Source organism: Pseudomonas sp. LBUM1669 (assembly GCF_059695705.1).
The window spans coordinates 2685584-2704767 of the sequence record NZ_CP166784.1 but is presented as its reverse complement, the minus strand read 5'-3'; the positions used below and the strand labels follow the sequence as shown (position 1 = coordinate 2704767).

At 60.4% G+C, this 19184-nt stretch carries 18 protein-coding genes; 9 read left to right on the top strand and 9 right to left on the bottom strand.

The window, feature by feature from the left end; translation table 11 throughout:
• Positions 1-39: 39 nt before the first annotated feature.
• Positions 40-1626 (top strand): class I adenylate-forming enzyme family protein, encoded by a 1587-nt coding sequence (locus tag ACA051_RS12605; RefSeq protein ID WP_497310097.1) that lies wholly within the window; start codon positions 40-42, stop codon positions 1624-1626.
• Positions 1627-1678: 52 nt separating this feature from the next.
• On the opposite strand, the gene ACA051_RS12600 is transcribed toward ACA051_RS12605, so the two are convergent.
• The 3 genes from ACA051_RS12600 to ACA051_RS12590 form a co-directional block, all read right to left on the bottom strand.
• Positions 1679-2449, bottom strand: a complete 771-nt coding sequence (locus ACA051_RS12600; protein WP_497375542.1) for a transporter — start codon at positions 2447-2449, stop codon at positions 1679-1681.
• A 62-nt stretch (positions 2450-2511) separates the two neighbouring features.
• On the bottom strand, positions 2512-3327 hold the full coding sequence (locus tag ACA051_RS12595; protein WP_497375024.1) for a hypothetical protein: 816 nt from the start codon (positions 3325-3327) through the stop codon (positions 2512-2514).
• Between the two features lie 16 nt (positions 3328-3343).
• Positions 3344-4162: a DUF2092 domain-containing protein gene (locus ACA051_RS12590; RefSeq protein WP_497375022.1), complete on the bottom strand. Its 819-nt coding sequence runs from the start codon at positions 4160-4162 to the stop codon at positions 3344-3346.
• A 314-nt stretch (positions 4163-4476) separates the two neighbouring features.
• Between ACA051_RS12590 and ACA051_RS12585 the strand changes: the two genes are divergently transcribed.
• From ACA051_RS12585 to ACA051_RS12575, 3 genes are all read left to right on the top strand, one after another.
• The gene (locus ACA051_RS12585) at positions 4477-6093 is read left to right on the top strand and encodes an arylsulfatase (protein ID WP_497310094.1); all 1617 of its coding nucleotides are present in this window, start codon (positions 4477-4479) and stop codon (positions 6091-6093) included.
• Positions 6094-6161: 68 nt separating this feature from the next.
• Entirely contained in the window at positions 6162-7430 is a 1269-nt protein-coding gene (locus tag ACA051_RS12580) for an OmpP1/FadL family transporter (protein WP_497375020.1), read from the top strand.
• A gap of 50 nt (positions 7431-7480) precedes the next feature.
• Positions 7481-8155 (top strand): DUF3313 domain-containing protein, encoded by a 675-nt coding sequence (locus tag ACA051_RS12575; RefSeq protein WP_497375018.1) that lies wholly within the window; start codon positions 7481-7483, stop codon positions 8153-8155.
• A 52-nt stretch (positions 8156-8207) separates the two neighbouring features.
• Here ACA051_RS12575 and ligD read toward each other — a convergent pair whose 3' ends face one another.
• The 3 genes from ligD to ACA051_RS12560 are packed head-to-tail and all read right to left on the bottom strand — an operon-like array spanning position 8208 to position 13204.
• Complete coding sequence (gene ligD, locus ACA051_RS12570; protein ID WP_497310091.1) at positions 8208-10820, bottom strand: DNA ligase D; 2613 nt, start codon at positions 10818-10820, stop codon at positions 8208-8210.
• Positions 10817-11809: a methyltransferase gene (locus tag ACA051_RS12565; protein ID WP_497375016.1), complete on the bottom strand. Its 993-nt coding sequence runs from the start codon at positions 11807-11809 to the stop codon at positions 10817-10819. The genes ligD and ACA051_RS12565 overlap by 4 nt, the downstream gene beginning before the upstream one ends.
• A 9-nt stretch (positions 11810-11818) precedes the next feature.
• Complete coding sequence (locus ACA051_RS12560; RefSeq protein ID WP_497375015.1) at positions 11819-13204, bottom strand: iron-containing redox enzyme family protein; 1386 nt, start codon at positions 13202-13204, stop codon at positions 11819-11821.
• Between the two features lie 192 nt (positions 13205-13396).
• On the opposite strand from ACA051_RS12560, the gene ACA051_RS12555 reads away from it, so the two are divergent.
• The gene (locus tag ACA051_RS12555) at positions 13397-13837 is read left to right on the top strand and encodes a cupin domain-containing protein (protein WP_497310088.1); all 441 of its coding nucleotides are present in this window, start codon (positions 13397-13399) and stop codon (positions 13835-13837) included.
• 127 nt (positions 13838-13964) lie between these two features.
• Here ACA051_RS12555 and ACA051_RS12550 read toward each other — a convergent pair whose 3' ends face one another.
• Positions 13965-14687 carry a tellurite resistance TerB family protein gene (locus ACA051_RS12550; RefSeq protein WP_497310087.1) on the bottom strand — a complete coding sequence of 241 codons (723 nt, stop codon included), beginning with the start codon at positions 14685-14687 and terminating at the stop codon, positions 13965-13967.
• 411 nt (positions 14688-15098) lie between these two features.
• On the opposite strand from ACA051_RS12550, the gene pcsA reads away from it, so the two are divergent.
• From pcsA to ACA051_RS12530, 4 genes are all read left to right on the top strand, one after another.
• Positions 15099-15821, top strand: a complete 723-nt coding sequence (gene pcsA, locus ACA051_RS12545) for a phosphatidylcholine synthase (protein ID WP_497375013.1) — start codon at positions 15099-15101, stop codon at positions 15819-15821.
• Between the two features lie 6 nt (positions 15822-15827).
• The gene (locus tag ACA051_RS12540) at positions 15828-16214 is read left to right on the top strand and encodes a DUF488 domain-containing protein (RefSeq protein WP_497310086.1); all 387 of its coding nucleotides are present in this window, start codon (positions 15828-15830) and stop codon (positions 16212-16214) included.
• Positions 16215-16347: 133 nt separating this feature from the next.
• Positions 16348-16806: a GNAT family N-acetyltransferase gene (locus ACA051_RS12535; protein WP_497375011.1), complete on the top strand. Its 459-nt coding sequence runs from the start codon at positions 16348-16350 to the stop codon at positions 16804-16806.
• A gap of 102 nt (positions 16807-16908) precedes the next feature.
• Positions 16909-17835 carry a universal stress protein gene (locus tag ACA051_RS12530; RefSeq protein ID WP_497375009.1) on the top strand — a complete coding sequence of 309 codons (927 nt, stop codon included), beginning with the start codon at positions 16909-16911 and terminating at the stop codon, positions 17833-17835.
• A gap of 138 nt (positions 17836-17973) precedes the next feature.
• Here ACA051_RS12530 and ACA051_RS12525 read toward each other — a convergent pair whose 3' ends face one another.
• A complete protein-coding gene (locus ACA051_RS12525; protein ID WP_497375007.1) occupies positions 17974-18786 on the bottom strand; it encodes a class I SAM-dependent methyltransferase in 813 nt (270 codons plus the stop codon).
• Positions 18787-18823: 37 nt separating this feature from the next.
• Complete coding sequence (locus tag ACA051_RS12520) at positions 18824-19093, bottom strand: DUF4242 domain-containing protein (protein WP_497375005.1); 270 nt, start codon at positions 19091-19093, stop codon at positions 18824-18826.
• Between the last annotated feature and the right edge of the window lie 91 nt (positions 19094-19184).

Below are 19184 nucleotides of genomic sequence, written 5' to 3'. Positions count from 1 at the left end.
CCTCGATTTATTGCGTCAGTCATACAGGGCCAACACGCCATGAAAATGAATTTCAGCCGAATCATGCGCCTGCTCGCGCTGCGTCATCGCGACCAAGAGGCGATCGTCAACGTAGAGCGCAATCGGCGTTTCACCTATGAGCAATACCATTTGCTGACCAACCGCGTGGCCGATGTGCTGCGCAACGTGCTGCAGGTTCGCACGGGCGAACGCTTCATGCTGATCCTGGAAAACGACAACCTCAGCCTGATGATGTTTCCCGTCACGTTCAAGCAGGAAGGCACAGTGGTCATGACCAACCTGCGCGATCCGCTCGACGAACATGCGCGACAGATCGATCTGGTCAGGCCGCGAGTGGTATTTCTCGAAACACGCTTGCTCGACAGCTACTACGGCATGCTGCGCAGCCGGGGTTGCGACATCGTCGTGATGGACCCGCCCACTGCCGAGCAAGCCGACCTCCCCGGCGTTCACAACTTCTGGCCAATGGTGGAAGCAGCCTCCGATCTGGACACCGACGTCACCCTGGATACCGACCAGCACATCTGCATGTTGCGCTTCACCGGTGGCACCACCGGCAAAGGCAAGTGCGCGATGTACTCCATCGACAACTGGATGGCCTGCCGCGACGCGGCGTTCATCAATACCGATCTGGGCTTGTCCAGCGCGACACGACTGCTGCACGTCTCGCCGTTGTCACACGGTACCTTGATGCTGTTCTTCCCTACGGTTTATGGCGGTGGCACCAACATCACCCTGAATCAGCTGGACATGGAAAGCTGGCGGCAGATTGTAGAAAGCGAGCGCGTCACCCATTCCTTCCTGGTACCGACCGTGCTGTATCGCTTGCTGGAGCTGCAACGGGCCGATCCGAAAGACTTCTCGTCGCTGACAACGCTGATCTATGGCGCCGCACCGATGAGTCCGGACAAGCTGGGTGAACTGGTGGAGTGTTTCGGGCAGATTTTCGTGCAGGGTTACGCCGCCACCGAGTCACCGATGATTATTGCGGCGCTGGACAAGGCTGCGCATCAACCGGGTGATGCTACCGCCCTGCGCCATCTGTCCTCGGCAGGCCGACCCACGCCTGGCGTTGAAGTGTTTATCGCCGACCCGGACGGTCAACCGCTACCCGTTGGCGAAACCGGAGAAATCCGTATCCGGTGCAAAGCCATCATCAAGGGTTATTACGAAAACCCGGAAGCCACGGCGGCGGAGTTCGACGATGGCGCGTGGAAGTCCGGTGACTTGGGCTATATCGACAGCGACGGCTTCCTGTACATCGTTGACCGGCTCAAGGACATGATCATCAGCGGTGGTTTTAATGTGTATGCAGTGGAAGTCGAGGCCGCACTGGCAGCGCACCCGTCGGTGCTGATGGCGGCAGTCGTCGGCATTCCGCACCCTGAATGGGGTGAAGCGGTGCATGCCGAAGTGATCCTGCGTCAGGGTGAATCGGTCACTGCAGAACAATTGATCGCACAAACCCGTACCCGGCTGGGTGGCTACAAGGCGCCGAAGTCGCTGGTGTTTGTCGATGAACTTCCAACCTCAGTAGTCGGCAAGGTTTTGCGGCGGCAGGTCAGGGAAAAGTACTGGCAGGGTTCGTTGCGCAAGATCAGCTGAGGTTCGGTGCAGCGCTTGTTCTGTGGAGCAGGCGCTGCACCGCGCGCAGTATTCACTTGGGGAACAAAAACGTGAGCGCCGCCCTTACGCCCCATCCCCGGGCCCCGTCTTCCGGGCTGTCGGCCCAGTAGCGTGGCCCGACCTGGATCGTAAACGGTTGCCCCGCCACTTTCAGCAGTTGGGTGACCGTCGCATTCACCGGGACAGCCCACTCCTTGGTTTGCCAGTTATAAATCGACTCGGTGTTGACCCCGAAGGTGGTGTAGGTGGCAGTGGTGTATGACAGGAACGGCTGCAGGAACGTCTGGTTGACCTTCTGTGCACCATTCGATCCTTCACCGTTCAGGCTCCAGACGTGATTGGCCAGAATACCTCGGGTCCATCCGTTCGATTGCTTCAGTGCCACCCCTGTGGGGCCAAGCCCCCATTGGCGACTGCTTAACAGACTGTCGCTGCCGCTGGGAATCAGAATCGCCGGCCCGCCCCCGAGGATCCAGCCACTGTGCGTCGGCGCCTTGGGAGAGAAGAAAAAGCTCTGAGTCACGTCGCCGATACCCGACTTGTCCGCAGCGCCATTCGGGGCCAGGCCATGCTGATCAATCACCGGCAGAATCGTGCGCGAGATCAGGTTCCATTCGCTGTTCAACTCGAAGGGCAACACTGGCTGAATGTTGGTCACGCTGTGCATGCCCTCGCCCGATGCACCCATCTTCTGGTCCCAGGTGTACTGGATCGGCAGGCTGTACATCGCCGCAATCGGGTTGAGGGCCTTTTTGGCAAGTTCGGCAGAATCTTCCGCCTGTGCCAGCCCAAAGGGTGCCATGCAGACACTGCAACAGCACAGCAAGTAATTCGGTTGCTTGATCAACATGTCTCAACTCCGGATTACGGCATCGGTACCACGGTGTAGAACACGCCATTGGCACCGTAGGCAGGCCGCACCCACGAATTACCGCACTGATAAAAAGTCCCGCCTGAGACCGCCCTCAGCCCACACCCGGAAGGAAGGCTGACGAATGTGGTTCCCATGGGCATGGTCGGCGGCGCGGAGGCCGTCATTCCCGCGTTATAGCCAGCACCGTAGGCGTTGTTGTTGGCATTCTCATTGGCCGCAGTGGCGACGGCGGCTCCAGCCACCACCCCTACAGCAGCTGCGGCAGCGGGGTTCACACCTTGGTTGTAACCGCAGTTGTAGCAACCACTGCTGGCATAAACAGCGGTCGGCGGATGGTAGTAACTGGTGCCGTAGGTCGCCGGATGGTAGACCGTCGTACCCTCTCCGCCGGCATGGTAACCACTGGCACTGGCGCCATACTCACCCTGAGCATGCCATGCACCCTCGCCCCCGGAAGCCGTGCCGCCTTCGGCTCCGGTGCCGTGCCACGAACCCTCGCCGCCGGAGGCGTTTCCACCATTCTCGTCGTGGGCGTTCCAGCTACCGCCACCGCCCGAAGCCGAGCCACCGCGATAGCCTGAGCCACTCCAACTGCCACTGCCGCCGGACGCCGTCCCGCCTCGATTACTCGATCCACTCCAACTACCACTGCCACCCGACGCCGAGCCATAGTCACCGGAGTGACTCCAGGAACCACCGCCACCGGATGAATGACCGAAGCTGGACGCGTGCGACCAGGCCGCGGCTTGATTGCACGTGAGTGCCGCAACCAACAGGCCGGCGAACTTAAAGGTCGATCTGTTCATGTTTCAGTCTCCTCGCTCAGGGTGTTGCGACCGGTGGTTTGACCCCTTGCGGGGCACGTAGGTCGGGCGGTGGAGCAAACTGAATCCTGTGCGCATCCTCGATATGCTCGGGCTTGAAAAAATCCGCAGGCAGCGACGATTCAAGTTTCCAGTCGCTGAACGCGACCTGATGCCGGGATTGAGTGGGATCATCACGAAACACCGCACGCAACAAGCGCGGCAGCTTGTCCTGCGCGCCGATCCAGGCTTGGACGAACACCACATCGTTGGCGTAAGCAATGACATCCGTCGTGGTATCGCCTACCACTGTGGACTGACCGATGTAAAACGCCAGGCGCATATCCCTTTTCAGATCCTTGTAGGGATCGGCAACGATGACATCGGTAAAAGGAAAATAGATAGCCGCACGCTGGTAGGCGGCCTCAAGGGTTGCATCGATGGTGGCAGGCGCCTGCGCTTGTGCCAGCAGTTTTTCTTTCGGCTCAAAGGCATAGGCTTGCTTGCCGTCGTAATAGAACTCGGTCGCAGGGCCATCACCCGAGGTCAACACCCGCAAGCGGTCGGGGCGCTGCACGTTAACGAGTGCCACGGTGTTGTAGGCCAAGGGTGGCCCCAGACGGCTGGGTTTCTCGTAAGTGGTGACGGCCTTGAAGCTTAAGCCTTCGGTGCCCGCTAGCCTGGCGCTCATGGACTTCAAGACCTCCAGCGCTTTGGGCTCCAGTTGCCCCTCCGGGGAATCGGCTGCCAGGGTTTGGGCCGCGTACAAGGGGGGGACGAACACGCCCATGACCAGACCGAAGTAGAACAACCGAAAAAGATGCAGGTGGTGTGACATCGCTTGCTCTCCATAGAGGTCGTGTCAGGAATTTAAGCGTAGCAACGGTGTTTGCGCTGCAACGGATTATTTTCCGTTCCTTGCGGACATCTGAGCTGAAACCCGGTGTGATGACGCGGGCACTTTCATGAATTAGATGTCACCTGCCATTCGAATAGCCGACCACGCTGTAAAGCCCATGAGACAAGTGCTTACGGTCGGCAGTTTTTTACTGGAAGTTTCCCAGTTCATACCTACTCTCTTGCGGGGGATACGCATTTAAGAAAGGTCGGGGACCTGTCTTTGATATTTACGCCAGTACGCAGGAGCTGCTCATGAACCAGACCAAATTATCTCGGTTGTTTGCTGTTTCGATGTTGTTGTCTGCAATAGGTCTACCTGGCATCACCCAAGCGGCCGACAAACCCGCTCCTAACATCGTGGTCATCATGGGCGACGATATTGGCTGGTCCAATATCGGCGTTTACAACCAGGGCATGATGGCCGGCCGGACCCCCAACCTCGACCAGCTCGCCGCTGAAGGCATGCGGTTTACCGACTACTACGCCGAAGCCAGTTGCACCGCCGGGCGTGCCAATTTCATTACCGGTGAACTGCCGATCCGCACTGGCATGACCACGGTCGGCCAGGCAGGTTCTCCGATTGGTATTCCCGCTGAAGCCGTCACCATTGCCACTGCACTCAAGGCCATGGGTTACTCCACCGGCCAGTTTGGCAAAAACCATTTGGGCGACTTGAACGAGTTCCTGCCGACCGTGCACGGGTTCGACGAGTTCTTCGGTTACCTCTATCACCTCGACGCCATGGAAGACCCGGCGCACCCCAATTATCCGCAAGAACTTCTGGCCACCGTTGGCCCGCGCAACATGGTGCACAGCTGGGCCACCGCCACCGACGACGCCACGGTGATGCCGCGCTGGGGCAAGGTCGGCAAACAGAAAATCGAAGACGCCGGCACGCTCTATCCCGAGCGGATGAAAACCGTCGACGACGAAATCCGCGACAAGGCCTTTGCCTTTCTCGACAAGGCCAAACAGGACAACAAACCGTTCTTCCTGTGGCTCAACCCGACCCGCATGCACATCGTCACGCACCTGTCCGACAAGTACGAAGCGATGCGCAATTCGCAGAATGGCTGGTCGGAGCAGGAAGCCGGCATGGCGCAGCTCGATGACATCGTCGGCGACGTCATGGCCAAGCTGAAAAAAGACGGCATGGATGACAACACCATCGTGATTTTCACCACTGATAATGGCGCGGAAAACTTCACCTGGCCGGATGGCGGCACCACACCGTTTGCCATGGGCAAGGGCACCATCATGGAAGGTGGATTCCGGGTTCCGGCTATCATCCGTTGGCCTGGCAAGGTGCCGGCCAATCAGATTGCCAACGGCATCATGTCCGGGATGGACTGGTTCCCGACCCTGGTCGCGGCGGCCGGCAACCCCAACATTACCCAGGAACTGCTCAAAGGCAAACAACTGGGCGACCGCACCTACAAGGTGCACCTGGACGGCTATGACCAGACGCCGATGATCACCGGCAAAGGTCCGTCGACCCGTAACGAAATCTTCTACTTTGGTGAGAGTGCGCTGGGCGCGGTGAGAATCGGCGACTACAAATATCGCTTTATCGACCAGCCAGGCGGGTGGATGGGCGCCAAAGTGGCGGTCGACGTGCCGATCCTGACCAATCTTCGCCTCGACCCGTTCGAGCGTATGGGCTGGCCGGAAAACCAGGCGGCTCAAGGCTCCCAACAGTACTTCGACTGGTTCAAGTACCAATTCTGGCGCTTCGTGTTCGTTCAGCAACAGGTCGCCAAACTGGCTGAAACAGCGATTGAATACCCACCGATGCAAAAAGGCGCGAGCTTCAACCTCGACTCTGTCAAAGCCAAAATCGCCGCGGCTCGGGCGGAAATGGCCAAGTAGGCCGTCGATAGACGGGTGGCCAACAGCGGCCACCCGCGTTCGTGAAGGACATTTGCCGAGGTAGCGCCATGCAGCTAAAAACAGCCACCCTGCCGACCCTCACCCTGCTTGCGCTGTGCTGCCAGCAAGCCCAGGCCGGCGGCATCATGCTCTATGAAATCGGCACAGATAACGCCGGCCTGGCCAACGCCGGTGCCGCCGCCCGGGCCCAGGGCCCCTCAACAATTGCCAGCAACCCGGCGGGCATGAGTTATCTGCCAGGTACGCAAATTACCGGCGGATTGCAGGTGCTCTATGGCGACCTGAGCTTTGATCGCGACTCAAACACCAACGGCACGGGCAGCGGCAGTGGCAACGCCCTCGACCCGATTCCCGGCGGCAGTTTTTTCATCAGCCATCAACTCGATGACCACTGGAGCGTCGGTTTTGGCAATTACGGCGACTTCGGCTTGGCGGCCAATTACGACAACGATTGGTCCGGGCGCTATTTTGCGCAGAACGTCAGCCTCGCCGGTTTGTCGTTTGTGCCCAGCGTGGCGTATCGCTTCAACGAGCAATGGTCCGTCGGCGTCGGTGTGAAAGCCATGTACGGCATGCTGCAAGCGCAAACCGCGATTGATCGCTCGCCCTTCGGATTCACCGACCGCAGCGACGGCCAGTTCAAATACAAGGACAACGATTGGGGTTTTGGCGCGAATGTGGGGGTGATCTACGCCCCTCAACCCGCCACGCGTATCGGCCTGGCCTACACCAGCAAGGTCGATCTGGACTTCGAGGACGGTCTGGATATCAAAGGCAATGGCCCGGGGCTGGATCGTCTGGACGGCCTGAACACCCAGCTCGACATGACCGTGCCACAAACCGTCACCCTGAGCCTGTTCCAGCAACTTGACCCGCAATGGGCATTGCTGGCCTCGGTCAACTGGCAGGACTGGTCTGAGTTCGGTGAAGTCGCCGTGCAGGTCGACACCACGGCAGCCGGCGCCCGATCAACCACGATCGACGCCGACTACAAAGACACCTGGCAACTCGCCTTGGGTGCCCAATACCAGGCCACTGCGCAACTGTTATGGAACGTCGGCGTGGCGTATGACAGCAGCGCCGTTTCAGACAACAACCGTACATTTTCCGCACCCATGGGCGAATCCTGGCGCATTGCGACCGGGGCCACCTATGCTCTGAACAAGGTCACCGACATTAACGTCAGTTGGGCCATGGTCTGGCTTGGCGACATGCCGGTGGACCAGACCAAGTCCACGTCGGGCGTTCGAACTTCCGGTCAGTTCGACAATGCCTGGATTCAAGCGGTGACCGGAAACATGACCTGGCGCTTTTGATGCCCTGCAATCGAAAAAAAAACGACTACATCCATGGAGTGAACACCACAATGAATCTGTCCCGGAAATTGTTCATCGGCGTTGCATTGACCAGCCTGCTACTCGGTGGCTGCACCTCGAAAGTCACCGAAAAGGACCAGTACTCAGGCTTCCTGTCCAACTACAACAACTTGCAGCAAGTCACCACCACCAGCGGCGAAACCGCGATGCGCTGGGTGAGCCCGTCGTGGAATCCGAATGCTTATGACACGGTGGCGTTCAACACGCTGGAGCTCTACCCGGCGCCACAGCCCAACGAGCGGGTCAACCAACAGACGCTGAGCGATATACAGGGCTACATGACCAGCAAGGTCAAAGGCATTCTGGGCCAGAAATACCGGGTGGTATCGAGCGAAAAATCAGCGCCTAAGGGTTCAAAAACGCTGGTCATGCGCGCGGCTATCACCGGGGTGAATGCCGAAAACGAAGGCATGAAGTGGTACGAAGTGGTTCCGGTCGCCGCCGTTGTGGGTGGTGTTTCCGCTGCCACTGGCCACCGTGATCAGGACACCACACTGTTCATCGAGGCGGAGTTAATTGACGCCAGCAACAACCAGACAGTGGCCAAGGTTGTGCGCAAAGTCTTCGGCAGCACACTGTCGAATGCTAGCCAGCAAATCACTGCCAAGGACTTCAAAGCGGCGATCGATAAACTCGGTACCGATTTGCAGGCGTTCATCAGGTAATCACCGCTCCACTGTAGGCGCTGGAGAAACCTCGGGCCGCGCTCGCCAGCGCCTACATCGACCGCTTAGCTTTCATCCCGACCCGCCGACGCATGTCGGCGGTGACGGTTTGCCGGGTTTTCTTCAGGTCCGCCCAAGGTTCATCACCCACTTCGACCAGTCGCTCGAGCACGTTGTGGATATTCCACTGATTGCCGCCCTTAAGCTGCGCCACCTCTTCCCGAAAAATCGGCACTGACACCGGCATCCCCTCGCGGGTGCGCACGGCGTAGGCGCAAATGGTCGTGGCGCCAAGGCCATTGCGCAGGTAATCGATGAAGATCCGTCCGACGCGATTCTTCGGTCCCGACACCGCCGAAAAGCGCTCCGGCAGCAACGTCGCCATGTGGCTGACAATCGCGTGACTGAAGTCCTTCACCTCGTCCCAACCGAGCTTGCGGGTCAGCGGTACCACCAGGTGAATTCCCTTGCCGCCGCTGGTCTTGAGGAAGGCCTTGAGCCCCAGTTCATCCAGCACCGACAGCGTCAGCTGAGTCGCCTCGACCATGCTTTTCCACGGCAGCGCCGGATCCGGGTCGAGGTCGAGGACGAAGCGGTCAGGTTTGTCGAGATTCTCCGTGGTGGCGTTCCAGGTGTGCAGTTCCACGGTGCTCATCTGCACGGCGCCAATCAGCGCTTCGGCGTTGTTGATGATCATCACCGGTTGGCCGGTGACATCCTTGTCCAGTGTCGTGATGCCCGGAATGGCCAGGCGCTCGGCGTTTTTCTGGAAGAACAGTTCGCCGGCGATGCCGTCCGGGGCGCGCACCAGCGCCACGGGCCGATCCTTGAGCTCGGGCAGAATCCATTCGGCGACGCTGGCGTAATATTCCGCCAGCTGCACTTTGGTGGTGCCGCTGCTCGCATCGATCACCCGGTCCGGATGGGTGATACGCACCTTGCCGTCGCCGAGGCCGATTTGTGAGGGCGCGGGCGCTGCCTTGGCCGGTTTCTTTTTCGCAACGGCGGCCGGTTTGTCCGCGGCGGCTTTCCTGCTGGTCTGGGCTTTCACGGCTTTCGGACGCTCCTCGGTGATGCCTTCAGCAGGCTTGTCATCGCGCAAGCCATGGAATACGGCATGGCGCACCGACCCGTCCTTGGTCATCTCGGCGAATGCGACTTCGGCGAGCAACACGGGTTTGAGCCAATGCACACCCTTGGCGTCGAAACCGGTCGGCGGGTTGACCACCGTTGGTTTTTTCACCTGCAAGGGTTTGAGCTGTTCGTAAATGCGCTTGAGCGTGGTCTCGTTGAAACCGGTGCCGACCTTGCCGGCGTAGCGCAACTCGCCGCTGTCGCGGTCATGCAGGCCCAACAGTAACGCGCCGAAGGCATTGCGCGCGCCTTTGGGATCGGTGAAACCGACCACGACGAATTCCTGCCGATGCTTGCACTTGAGCTTGATCCAGTCACTGCTGCGCCGGGACACGTAAGGCGACCCCAGGCGCTTGCCGATCAGCCCTTCCATCTGCATTTGGCAGGCGCTGTTGAGCAGCGCTTCCGGCTCTTCGCCGAACGCATCGGAGAACCGCAGCAGCGGGTCTTGATTGGGTTTGAGCACCGTCGCCAGCGCGACCCGCCGCTCCTCGACCGGCACCTCGCGAAGGTCCACGCCATTGAGGTAGGGCATGTCGAACAGGTAGTAAAGGATGTTGCCGCTACGGTTGGATTCAAAGGCATTTTGCAGCGCCTGAAAGTCCGGCACGCCCTGTTCGTTGGCCACCACCATTTCACCGTCGAGCCAGGCGGATTCGAGGCCCAGAGCGGCCAGCGCCTCGGTCTGTTTTGGCAGTTTGTGGGTCCAGTCGTGGCCGTTGCGGGTAAAGAGTTTCACTTCGTCGTGGTCGATGCGGGCCATGATCCGGTAGCCGTCGAACTTGATCTCATAACTCCACTCGCCCTGCGGGGCTTTTTCCACCAGCGTCGCCAGTTCCGGTTTGAGCTGGTCGGGCAGCTTGGCCTTGTGAGCGCCGGTGAGTTGCGCTGACGGCTCTTTAGCCACGACCTTGCGCACCGGCTTCTTCACCGGTTTGGGTTTGTCGGCGGTCTTCGCCTTTCTGGGGACAATGGTGCGGTCACTGAGCACGCTGTCGGGCTCGGCGGCGACCACGTCGTAATCGCTCTCCGGTTTCGCAGCGCTGTCCTGATGCTTGATCAGAAACCACTGCTCCTGCTTGCCCGGCATGTGCGTGCGCACCAGGTTCCACAAGCCGCCAAGTTTCTCGCCTTGCAGCTCGAACTTGAGCTTACCCTTGGCATAGGCCTTGGCCGGATCTTCCTGGGGGATCCACACGCCCCGGTCCCAGACAATGACGTCGCCGGCGCCGTAATGCCCTTCGGGAATGCTGCCCTCGAACGTGGCGTAATCGATCGGATGGTCTTCAACGTGGACCGCCAGGCGCTTGACCTTGGGGTCCAGCGAAGGGCCTTTCGGCACGGCCCAACTTTTCAGTGCGCCATCGAGTTCCAGGCGAAAGTCATAGTGCAACCGCGAGGCATCGTGCTTCTGGATACAGAACTGCAAGGCATGGTCTTTCGCGGTTTTCTTGCCCGAACGTTTCGCGGCGGGTTCAGAGGTCGCCGAGAAATCGCGCATGCGGTTGTAATCGTCCAGATTCTTGTTCATGGCGCACCTGCTGGCTCGACGCGTCCCCCAATGCCTGGGCCGATGCGCGTGACGATCAAGGCCACGACCGCAATCCGCTCCACCCGTTGATAGCCCGGTGTCAGCAACTCTTCACCGAACACATCCGGGTCGAGTTCGCGATAGGTCCAGCCGAACATCGGCGATTCGAGGCGCGGGGTCAGTGCCTCGAGAAACGGATCCTGGCCATCGATCATTGCCACCCCGGTGTACAGCACCAAAGAGCCACCGGGTGCCAGTCGATATAACGCTTGCTCGACAATGCGCAATGACAACTGCGCACCGAGCGCGCCGCCGCCATGGCGATAAGCACGTTCGGCGGGATCGGCCATGTAGGGTGGATTGGCGACGATCAGGTCAAAATTGCCATCGACATCCTGCAGCACATCGCTGGCCTCGACCGTGACGTTAGCAACTTCGGCAAGCGCCGCGTTGACCGCTGTCAGGCGCAATGCTGCGGGATTGATATCGACGGCCAGCACCTCGGCATCGCGGCGTGCCCGGGCAATCACAATCGCCCCGACACCCGCGCCGCAACCAATGTCGACGGCACGCCGGATCGGCGCGAAGGTTTGTTGAAGATGGGCATGGATCAGCTGCGCGAACCGGTAGCTGTCCGGCCCGAAAAACACCGCGTCAGCCGTATCGGTGGGGAACCCCGAGTGCACGAACAGCAAATCATCGAGGCTGGACCAGCGCACGCGGCTTTTCAGTCGGCCGTTGCATTCTTGCAGCACGCCCGCCTCCTGCAACTGCCGCTGTTCATCGGTCGACAGCAGATCCGGTTCAAACGAGCGGGACCAGCCGAACACATCGCGCAAGGTCCGGGCGTTTTGTCCGAAGGCGCGGTCATTGACCCGCTGGTGGGTGAGCGGCGTCGGGGTGATAAACCGGTAACCATCGGCCTGCAAACGGCGCCCCAGCTGCACCAGCGCCAGATCGGCAGCGCCCAGTTGCTCTTCCTGATTCATGCCGTGCTCCTATCGCAGGCTGGATTTGAGTTCGATGAACCGTCGCGTGGCCATCAGACCGGCCGGATGGGAATGCCGATGGGCCGACAGCCACGGGATCAGCACCGGCATCTGCTCGTGCGCGGCGAGCCCGTCCAACGCGGTTTTCAGGCTTTGGATATCCGGGTCGTTGTCGGGCACTGCCGGTTCTGTCGCGACACTTGTGCCTCGGCGAACCGCTGGGGGTGAGCGCTCAGGCGTCCAATCACCGGCAATCCAGTCATGCAGCAGCTGTTTTTCGTAGGGGCTGAACACGCCGAACATGGCGGCGCCGTCACCCTCGATCAACTGCCAGAAGCGGCTGGCTTGCGGGTCCTGATGACGTTTGATCCAGCCCTTGTTTTCCATGGCGGCGAGGAACCCTGGCAGCTGCTCCGGCGCGGACAGCCATTGGTTGACGGTCTTGCCTTCAAAACGGCAGTAGTCAGAATGCATGTGCTGGCCAAACGGGCGCTTGCGTTCAAGCATGTTGAGCAACTCGGCGTCGAGGTCGAACGACTCGATGATCGCGCGACTGCCCTGCCCCAGATCATTGAGGCGATAACCCAGCGCCACCCGGTGCAGAAAGTCTTCGCGATCGCCTTCCACCGGCAGCAGTTGCAGCACCGACTGCACGGCTTTTTGCGCATGGCCGGTGCTGGCATTGTCGATGGTGACGTGCAGGGTGAAATAGTACGGATCGATGCCCAATTCGCTGAGTTCGTAGGCGCTGATCAGCAAATGCAGCGGAAGTTGTTCGTAGCCGAGGTTGTAGCCGATCACCTCGGGCAAAAACTCGTCAGCGGATTCGCCAAGTGCCAGTTGTATCGCGCCTTGCAGGTAATGCTCGTCGGCAATCACCCCGGTGTCTTGCAGGCCATGTTCGGCGAGCAGCTTGCGGTAAATCACCACATGATTCTGCGCCGGGTTGCCGTCGCCGAGCTCTTCCAGATAGGTGCAGATCAGCCCTTCGAAACGCGGGTCGCGCCACTGACGCAACAGGCCATACAACCAGGCGCCGTCGACCAGCTTGGTCGGGGCAACGGCGTGCAGGAAAAACAGCGCGTGCGCCTTGTTGGTAAAGAACTGCCGGGGCCCGCCTTCCTTGCGTTGTCGCAGGTAGTCGGCGTATTGGCGGGCGACGTCGACGCTGTGTTGTTCGACGAACGATTGCAGGGCCGACAGGTCCGTCGGCATCTCTTGAGGCAAGTGAGTGGCGTGTTCGAGCTGCGCCTCGAGGAAGCTTCGGGCGAGTGCGCGCCGTTGCTCGGGGTCGGCGCCCAGTAGCAGGTGTTCATAGGCTTGTTTCAGGCTCCCGGCGGCCGGGATCGGGTGTTCGTGGGCGGGCCGCGATTCAAGTCGTGTCAGGGCAGTCATGGGCGCATCTCTCGGTCTGAGGCCAGTGGCAGGACGCTGAATCAACACGTCTCTACATCAGCAGAGCGATATTCGCGGAAAAAAATTCAATCGGCGTTGAAATCGCCCTGACGGACGGGCCTGTGCAGCGGCGCCCGGCTGGCGCACCAGGCATATACTCAGCGGGTGTTGACTCATCTTCGGGGAGCAATCATGCGAACGGTGCACGTCATCGAGCAATCGCCGGCGCCGGTGAACGTCGTGGGCGAGGCGATCACCATCCTCGCGGGCGGCGACCTCAGTAAGCCCTTTGAAATGCATATCCAGGAAGGCGTGCAAGGCGGTGGTCCGCCACCGCACTTTCATCCGTGGGACGAAGCGTTTTATGTGGTCGACGGCCAAGTCGAAGTGACCGTGGCGGGCAAGTCCACCACCGTCTCGGCCGGGGGTTACGTGCATATCCCCGGGGGTTCGATCCACGCCTACAAGAACATCAGCCCTACCGCGAAGATGATCGGTGTGGTGTCGGATCCACGCGGCGGGCAGTTTTTTGCGGCGGTGGATCAGCTACGGGTGCCGGAGGATTTGCCGCGGATACTGGTGATTGGCGAAGCGCACGGGGTTATTTTCCTGGTACCCAAACCTGCTGTTTGACCGCGTTATCGTTCTTCGCTAGCAGGCTAGCTCCCAAAGGGATCTAGCGCACACCGCAGACCCACTGTGGGAGCTAGCCTGCTAGCGAAGGCGGCCTGAAAGACAACCCGATGTTTGCGGGCACACGTTACGCCACGCCGCCCTTGGCCTGCTGCTCCAGATGCACTTGCAACTCAGGATCAATCTTCAGCGCCGCAGCCAGCTCATCCAGATAGCTGCGCTCGGCAACCTGCTGATCGTCTACCAGCATCACACTGGCCAGGTACATTTCCGCCGCCATCGCCGGATCCGTCGCCGATTGCGCGACATCGGCTGCATCCAGCGGCCGGTCAACTTCGGCATCCAGCCATTGTTGCAATTGCGGGTCATCGGTATGGCGGCCGATTTCGGTACTGATCATGTGTTTCTCAGCATCGTCGATCCGCCCATCGGCCTTCGCCGCAGCGATCAACGCTCGCAGCACAGCATGACTGTGGTCCTCCACTTCCGGGCCAGATAACAAGTCGACCGTGCGCGGTGCCTGTTGCGGCGCAGCTGCCTGACTGCGTTGCCACGCCTGATACGCCTGGAACGCCATCATCCCCAGTGAAGCCAGGGCCGTATAGTTGGTGCCGCCACCCGAGCGGGTCCGGGTCGAGCCGCCCATGGGTGAGCCGCCGCCGAGCAGGCCACCGAGCAAGCCACCCAATCCGCCGCCGCCCGCACTTGAGCCCGCGCCACCGCCCAACAAGCCGCCGAGCAATCCACCCAGACCGCCGCCGAGGCCTCCCTGAGCGGATGCGCCACCCTGTTGCGCCCCGGGGCCCTGGCCGGCCCGCAGGAGTTGTTCGAGCAAATCGCTGGTGTTCATGACGACATCCTCATCGATGGGAGTGACCCGGTCAGGCAACAATAGTCCTCGCCGGCAAATGCGCCACCACCGTCTGGCTTGTGGCGAGGGAGCTTGTCGTAACGCCGCACCGTCCCGCTTTAGTCCGTAGCACTCACAAAAACCGGCGTTGTTGTACATTTTTTGGGGCCGCTTCGCAGCCCAGCGGGAGCAAGCTCCCTCGCCACTAAAACGGGTGTGACTGAAGCACCGCGCCTGAGTGAACAGCACTACAGATTAATCCGAAGTATTTTTTGCCGGCCCAGCTAAGATTTACAGACGGTGAACCTTATTCCCGGATTTCCGGTCGATACCTGCAACCGAACCGCTTTGCCGCCGCCCTTGATAACGAGGGTGATGACTGGCTTGCTTCACTTTCTGGAGAACGCCCCCGTGATATCCACCCTACACATCGCCAGGCTCAAAGCATGGGGCGCCCATGCTTTTACCGCCACCGGCGTGGTCACTGCCTTCCTCGCCACCCTCGCCTTGCTGGAAAACCAGGCCACCAATTGCTTGCTGTGGCTGGGCGTGGCCCTGATCGTTGATGGCCTGGACGGTGCCCTGGCGCGCAAGGTCAATGTGCAGTCGGTGCTGCCGAGTTTCGATGGATCGATCCTCGATCTGGTGATCGACTACCTGACGTATGTGTTTATCCCCGCGCTGTTCATCTATCGCTACATCCCGTTGCCGGACTACACGCTGCTGCTGACCGTGTCGCTGATTCTGGTCTCGTCGCTGTTTTGTTTCTGCAACGTCAACATGAAAAGCAAAGACAACTACTTCCAGGGCTTCCCTGCCGCCTGGAACGTCGTGGCCCTGTGCCTGTACATCATCGCCCCGTCGCCGTGGATTACCTTCCTGACCGTCATCGGCCTGGCCTTGCTGACCGTGACCCGAATGAAGTTCCTGCACCCGTTCCGCGTGCGCAAGTTCATGCCGATCAACATCGCCGTGACCGCCATCTGGCTGCTGTGCAGCTTGTCGCTGGTGGTCAACCATCCGGTCGTCAACCCGATGGTCATGGGGCTCTGGCTGCTGATGTCGGCTTACTTCCTGGGGATCTGCATCTGGCGCACCGCCATGGAGTGGTTCGACGGATCGCGCCACAAGTAACGCGGCATGGCCATCCGTATCGTTCGACTCGGCTCGCCGCACTTGCCTGATGAAGGCTTGCGGATCGGCACGGTACGCCGCCCACCTCGCGGTGTACCGAAGGCCGAGTTCGCCCGTCGGGACTTTTATGATGTGTGGCAGCCACTGCTGTCGCCGAGCGCTGAATTGGTGGCCGAAGCCAAAGCGGCCGAGGATGACAAAGCCTGGGAGGCCTTTCGGCGCAAGTTCAAGGCGGAAATGAACCAGCCCGCAGCCAGTCAGTTGCTGGATCTGCTGGCTGCCCTCTCCCATCAAACCTCACTGGCGGTTGGGTGTTATTGCGAGGATGAAGCGCATTGCCATCGGTCTGTGTTGCGGGAGCTGTTGGCAGCACGCGGTGCCCGGATTGCCTAGTTCCCCCTGTGGGAGCGGGCTTGCTCGCGAAGGCGGCGTGTCAGTCGATAATGATGTTGACTGACACGCCGCCTTCGCGAGCAAGCCCGCTCCCACAGGGTTTTCAGGGTGTTCAAAGGACTGAGGTAGCACTATGAAACCGCAAATACGGCCCGCCACCCCGGCTGACGCGTCCGCCATCAGCCAGGTCATCATCCGGTCGCTACGCCAGTCCAATGCCCTGGACTACCCACCCGACATCATCGCGCAGGTGGAAAAAAGCTTTTCCACCGAGTCCATTCGCACATTACTGACCCAACGCCAGGTCTTCGTCGCAACAATCGACAGTCGTGTCGTGGCCACGGCCAGCCTTGATCGCGATGTTGTACGCAGCGTGTTTGTCGACCCCGCGCAACAAGGGCGCGGCCTCGGCCGGCAATTGATTGCCACGATCGAGTCCATCGCCACAGAAGCGAAAATCGAAATATTGCGTGTCCCCTCTTCCATCACCGCAGAAGCCTTCTACTTCAAGCTGGGCTTTCGAAAAGTCCGCGACGAATTCCACGGTGCCGAGCGCACGATCATCATGGAACGGCGTCTGTCCTCCCTCTGACTGGCACGCCCACCCAACCTGCACCAGTCTGACGGACGGGAGGTCGATCATGGTCAATACTTAAAGACTGCTATCTCTTCGTTCACCCACGGGAGGTTTGCCATGTCTGGTCAATCACGCTTCATGCTGGTCGCCTCGCCACTGATGGAACACAGCCCCGCCTTCGACAGGGCTGCGGCGCTGGCCAAGGCCGAAGACGCGGCGTTGCACATCGTGGCGTTCGATTACCTGGAAGGCCTGGCCACCGCCAGCCTGGTCAACGAAAAGGCCCTGGAACAGATGCGTCTGGGCTACGTCGATCGACACCGCCAGTGGCTCGAAGAACAGGCCCGGCCCTTGCGCAAGATTGGGGTGCACGTCACCACGGAGGTGGCGTGGGTCGAACGCCCGCTGGAAGAAATCCTGATTCACCTCAAAGAACAGCCGATGGACGTGCTGATTAAGGCGTTAGAGCATGAATCGCTGCTGTCGCGGTTGATGTTTACCCCGCTCGACGTGCATTTGCTGCGTGAATGCCCGGTGCCGCTGCATTTTGTCAGCCATGCGGTTCACGCCCTGCCACGTAGGGTCGTCGCGGCGGTCGACCCTTTTCATCGCGACGATCACTACAAAACGTTCAATGACCGGATCCTGCACGAAGCGTCGAAACTGGCGAGTGCCTGTAATGCCGAGCTGGACGTGCTCTACGCCTACGACCTTTCCTCCATCAGCGCGGACGAGTTCGGCTTTGACAACGGCTCGGCGTTTTTCAATTCCGGCAAGGCCAAGACCCTGTTCGACTACCAGGAAGACGCCTTCAATGAATTGGCCGAGCGCAACGGTATAGCGCCCGAGCAGCGGCACATGATCATGGGCAACCCGGCCAAGGTATTGACCCGCTATGCCGATGCTTATGACGTCGACGTGATTGTCATGGGCCGGGTCGGCCATCGCGGCCTGGGCCGGTTGATCGGCAGCACGGTGGAGCACCTGCTGTACAAAATGCCCTGCAGCGTGTGGGTGGTGCATACCGAGCGGGTGGATGAGTGACCGCCCCCTGCAAAACACCGCATATCCCCTGTGGGAGCGGGCTTGCTCGCGAAGGCGTCGTGTCAGTCGATACGAATGGTGCCTGACACACCGCTTTCGCGAGCAAGCCCGCTCCCACATTGGGATTGTGTTGATAGGTCAGCGCCGGGTGATGACGACCTCCAGGTATTCACTCGGCACCACCAGCGACTTCTCTCCCGCCCGGTTCATCTTGTTGATCAGTCCGGTCAGGTCGCTTTCCAAGGCCTGGCCACTCTCGGGAGGCAGCGCCGCGAAGGCTTTGTGGACCGGGCCGTACCAGGTGCGGAATGTGTCGATGAAGTGCGCCGCCGAGCGATAGCGGAAGTTGAAGGTGCGGCGCGTCACCTGGACCTGGAAGTCGCGCTCATCGAAGTGCGTGTGCAACCAGGCTTCGGTTCCCCAATTTGAAGGCGGTTGCGCGCCTGCTGGTGGCGGCAGATGACGGCCCAGGGTCTTGAACATCTGGCCGACAAAACCTTCAGGCGTCCAGTTGGCCAGGCCGATGCGGCCACCGGGGCGACAGACCCGCGCCAATTCCGCAGCGGCTTTGGCCTGGTCCGGCGTGAACATCACACCAAACGTCGAGAGCACGGCATCGAAGCTGGCGTCCTCGAAGGGCAGCGCCTCGGCATCGGCGACCTGGAAGGTCACTTCCAGGCGCTCGGCCCGGGTCCGGTCTTCGCCGCGTTCCAGCAGCGCGGCCACGTAGTCGGTCGAGGTAACGTTGCACCCTCGGCGTGCGGCGGCGAGCGTCGCATTGCCGTTGCCGGCGGCCACGTCCAGCACCCGCTCGTCGCAGAGCAAGTCACAGGCTTCGGCCAGTTGCTCGCCGACGATCTGCAGGGTGGTGCCGATCACGGCGTAGTCGCCGCTGGCCCAAGAGGCCATCTGACGGTTTTTCAGGGCAGTGAGATCAAGGGGGGTACTCATTAAATCTGCTCCGTAAGGATTGGAACGCAGGCCCGGCTTATTCCGCCGTGGTGGGATCGATGATGTTCGTGACCTGGGAAATGCGGTTGGCCGGGAAACCGCTCTGCCTGGCGTGCTCCTGGATCAGCGCCTCACTTGGCGAGATGTACACGCAGTACAACTTGTCGCCCGTGACATAACTCTGAAGCCACTGCACCTGCGGCAAATCGCGCAACGCCCGGCAGGACTTTTGCGAAGCCGCTTTCAAATCCCTTTCTGACAGTGTTCCAGCACCTGGGATCTCGCGTTCTATGACGAACTTTGGCATGGCAACCTCTCGTTCTTGTTATTGATGACAGGGTCGGCAGTGGCCCTGTAGGCAAACTATCGCTCCGGCGCGGGCCGGCGTCCTGCCCGAT

Coding starts and splice junctions, on each gene's coding strand:
- ACA051_RS12590 (WP_497375022.1), bottom strand. CDS start 4,162: ATGTCACACCACCTGCATCTTTTTCGGTTGTTCTACTTCGGTCTGGTC.
- ACA051_RS12535 (WP_497375011.1), top strand. CDS start 16,348: ATGAAACCGCAAATACGGCCCGCCACCCCGGCTGACGCGTCCGCCATC.
- ACA051_RS12600 (WP_497375542.1), bottom strand. CDS start 2,449: ATGGCACCCTTTGGGCTGGCACAGGCGGAAGATTCTGCCGAACTTGCC.
- ACA051_RS12525 (WP_497375007.1), bottom strand. CDS start 18,786: ATGAGTACCCCCCTTGATCTCACTGCCCTGAAAAACCGTCAGATGGCC.
- ACA051_RS12540 (WP_497310086.1), top strand. CDS start 15,828: ATGGCCATCCGTATCGTTCGACTCGGCTCGCCGCACTTGCCTGATGAA.
- ACA051_RS12550 (WP_497310087.1), bottom strand. CDS start 14,687: ATGAACACCAGCGATTTGCTCGAACAACTCCTGCGGGCCGGCCAGGGC.
- ACA051_RS12580 (WP_497375020.1), top strand. CDS start 6,162: ATGCAGCTAAAAACAGCCACCCTGCCGACCCTCACCCTGCTTGCGCTG.
- ACA051_RS12530 (WP_497375009.1), top strand. CDS start 16,909: ATGTCTGGTCAATCACGCTTCATGCTGGTCGCCTCGCCACTGATGGAA.
- ACA051_RS12555 (WP_497310088.1), top strand. CDS start 13,397: ATGCGAACGGTGCACGTCATCGAGCAATCGCCGGCGCCGGTGAACGTC.
- ACA051_RS12585 (WP_497310094.1), top strand. CDS start 4,477: ATGAACCAGACCAAATTATCTCGGTTGTTTGCTGTTTCGATGTTGTTG.
- ACA051_RS12560 (WP_497375015.1), bottom strand. CDS start 13,204: ATGACTGCCCTGACACGACTTGAATCGCGGCCCGCCCACGAACACCCG.
- ligD (WP_497310091.1), bottom strand. CDS start 10,820: ATGAACAAGAATCTGGACGATTACAACCGCATGCGCGATTTCTCGGCG.
- ACA051_RS12575 (WP_497375018.1), top strand. CDS start 7,481: ATGAATCTGTCCCGGAAATTGTTCATCGGCGTTGCATTGACCAGCCTG.
- ACA051_RS12595 (WP_497375024.1), bottom strand. CDS start 3,327: ATGAACAGATCGACCTTTAAGTTCGCCGGCCTGTTGGTTGCGGCACTC.
- ACA051_RS12520 (WP_497375005.1), bottom strand. CDS start 19,093: ATGCCAAAGTTCGTCATAGAACGCGAGATCCCAGGTGCTGGAACACTG.
- ACA051_RS12605 (WP_497310097.1), top strand. CDS start 40: ATGAAAATGAATTTCAGCCGAATCATGCGCCTGCTCGCGCTGCGTCAT.
- ACA051_RS12565 (WP_497375016.1), bottom strand. CDS start 11,809: ATGAATCAGGAAGAGCAACTGGGCGCTGCCGATCTGGCGCTGGTGCAG.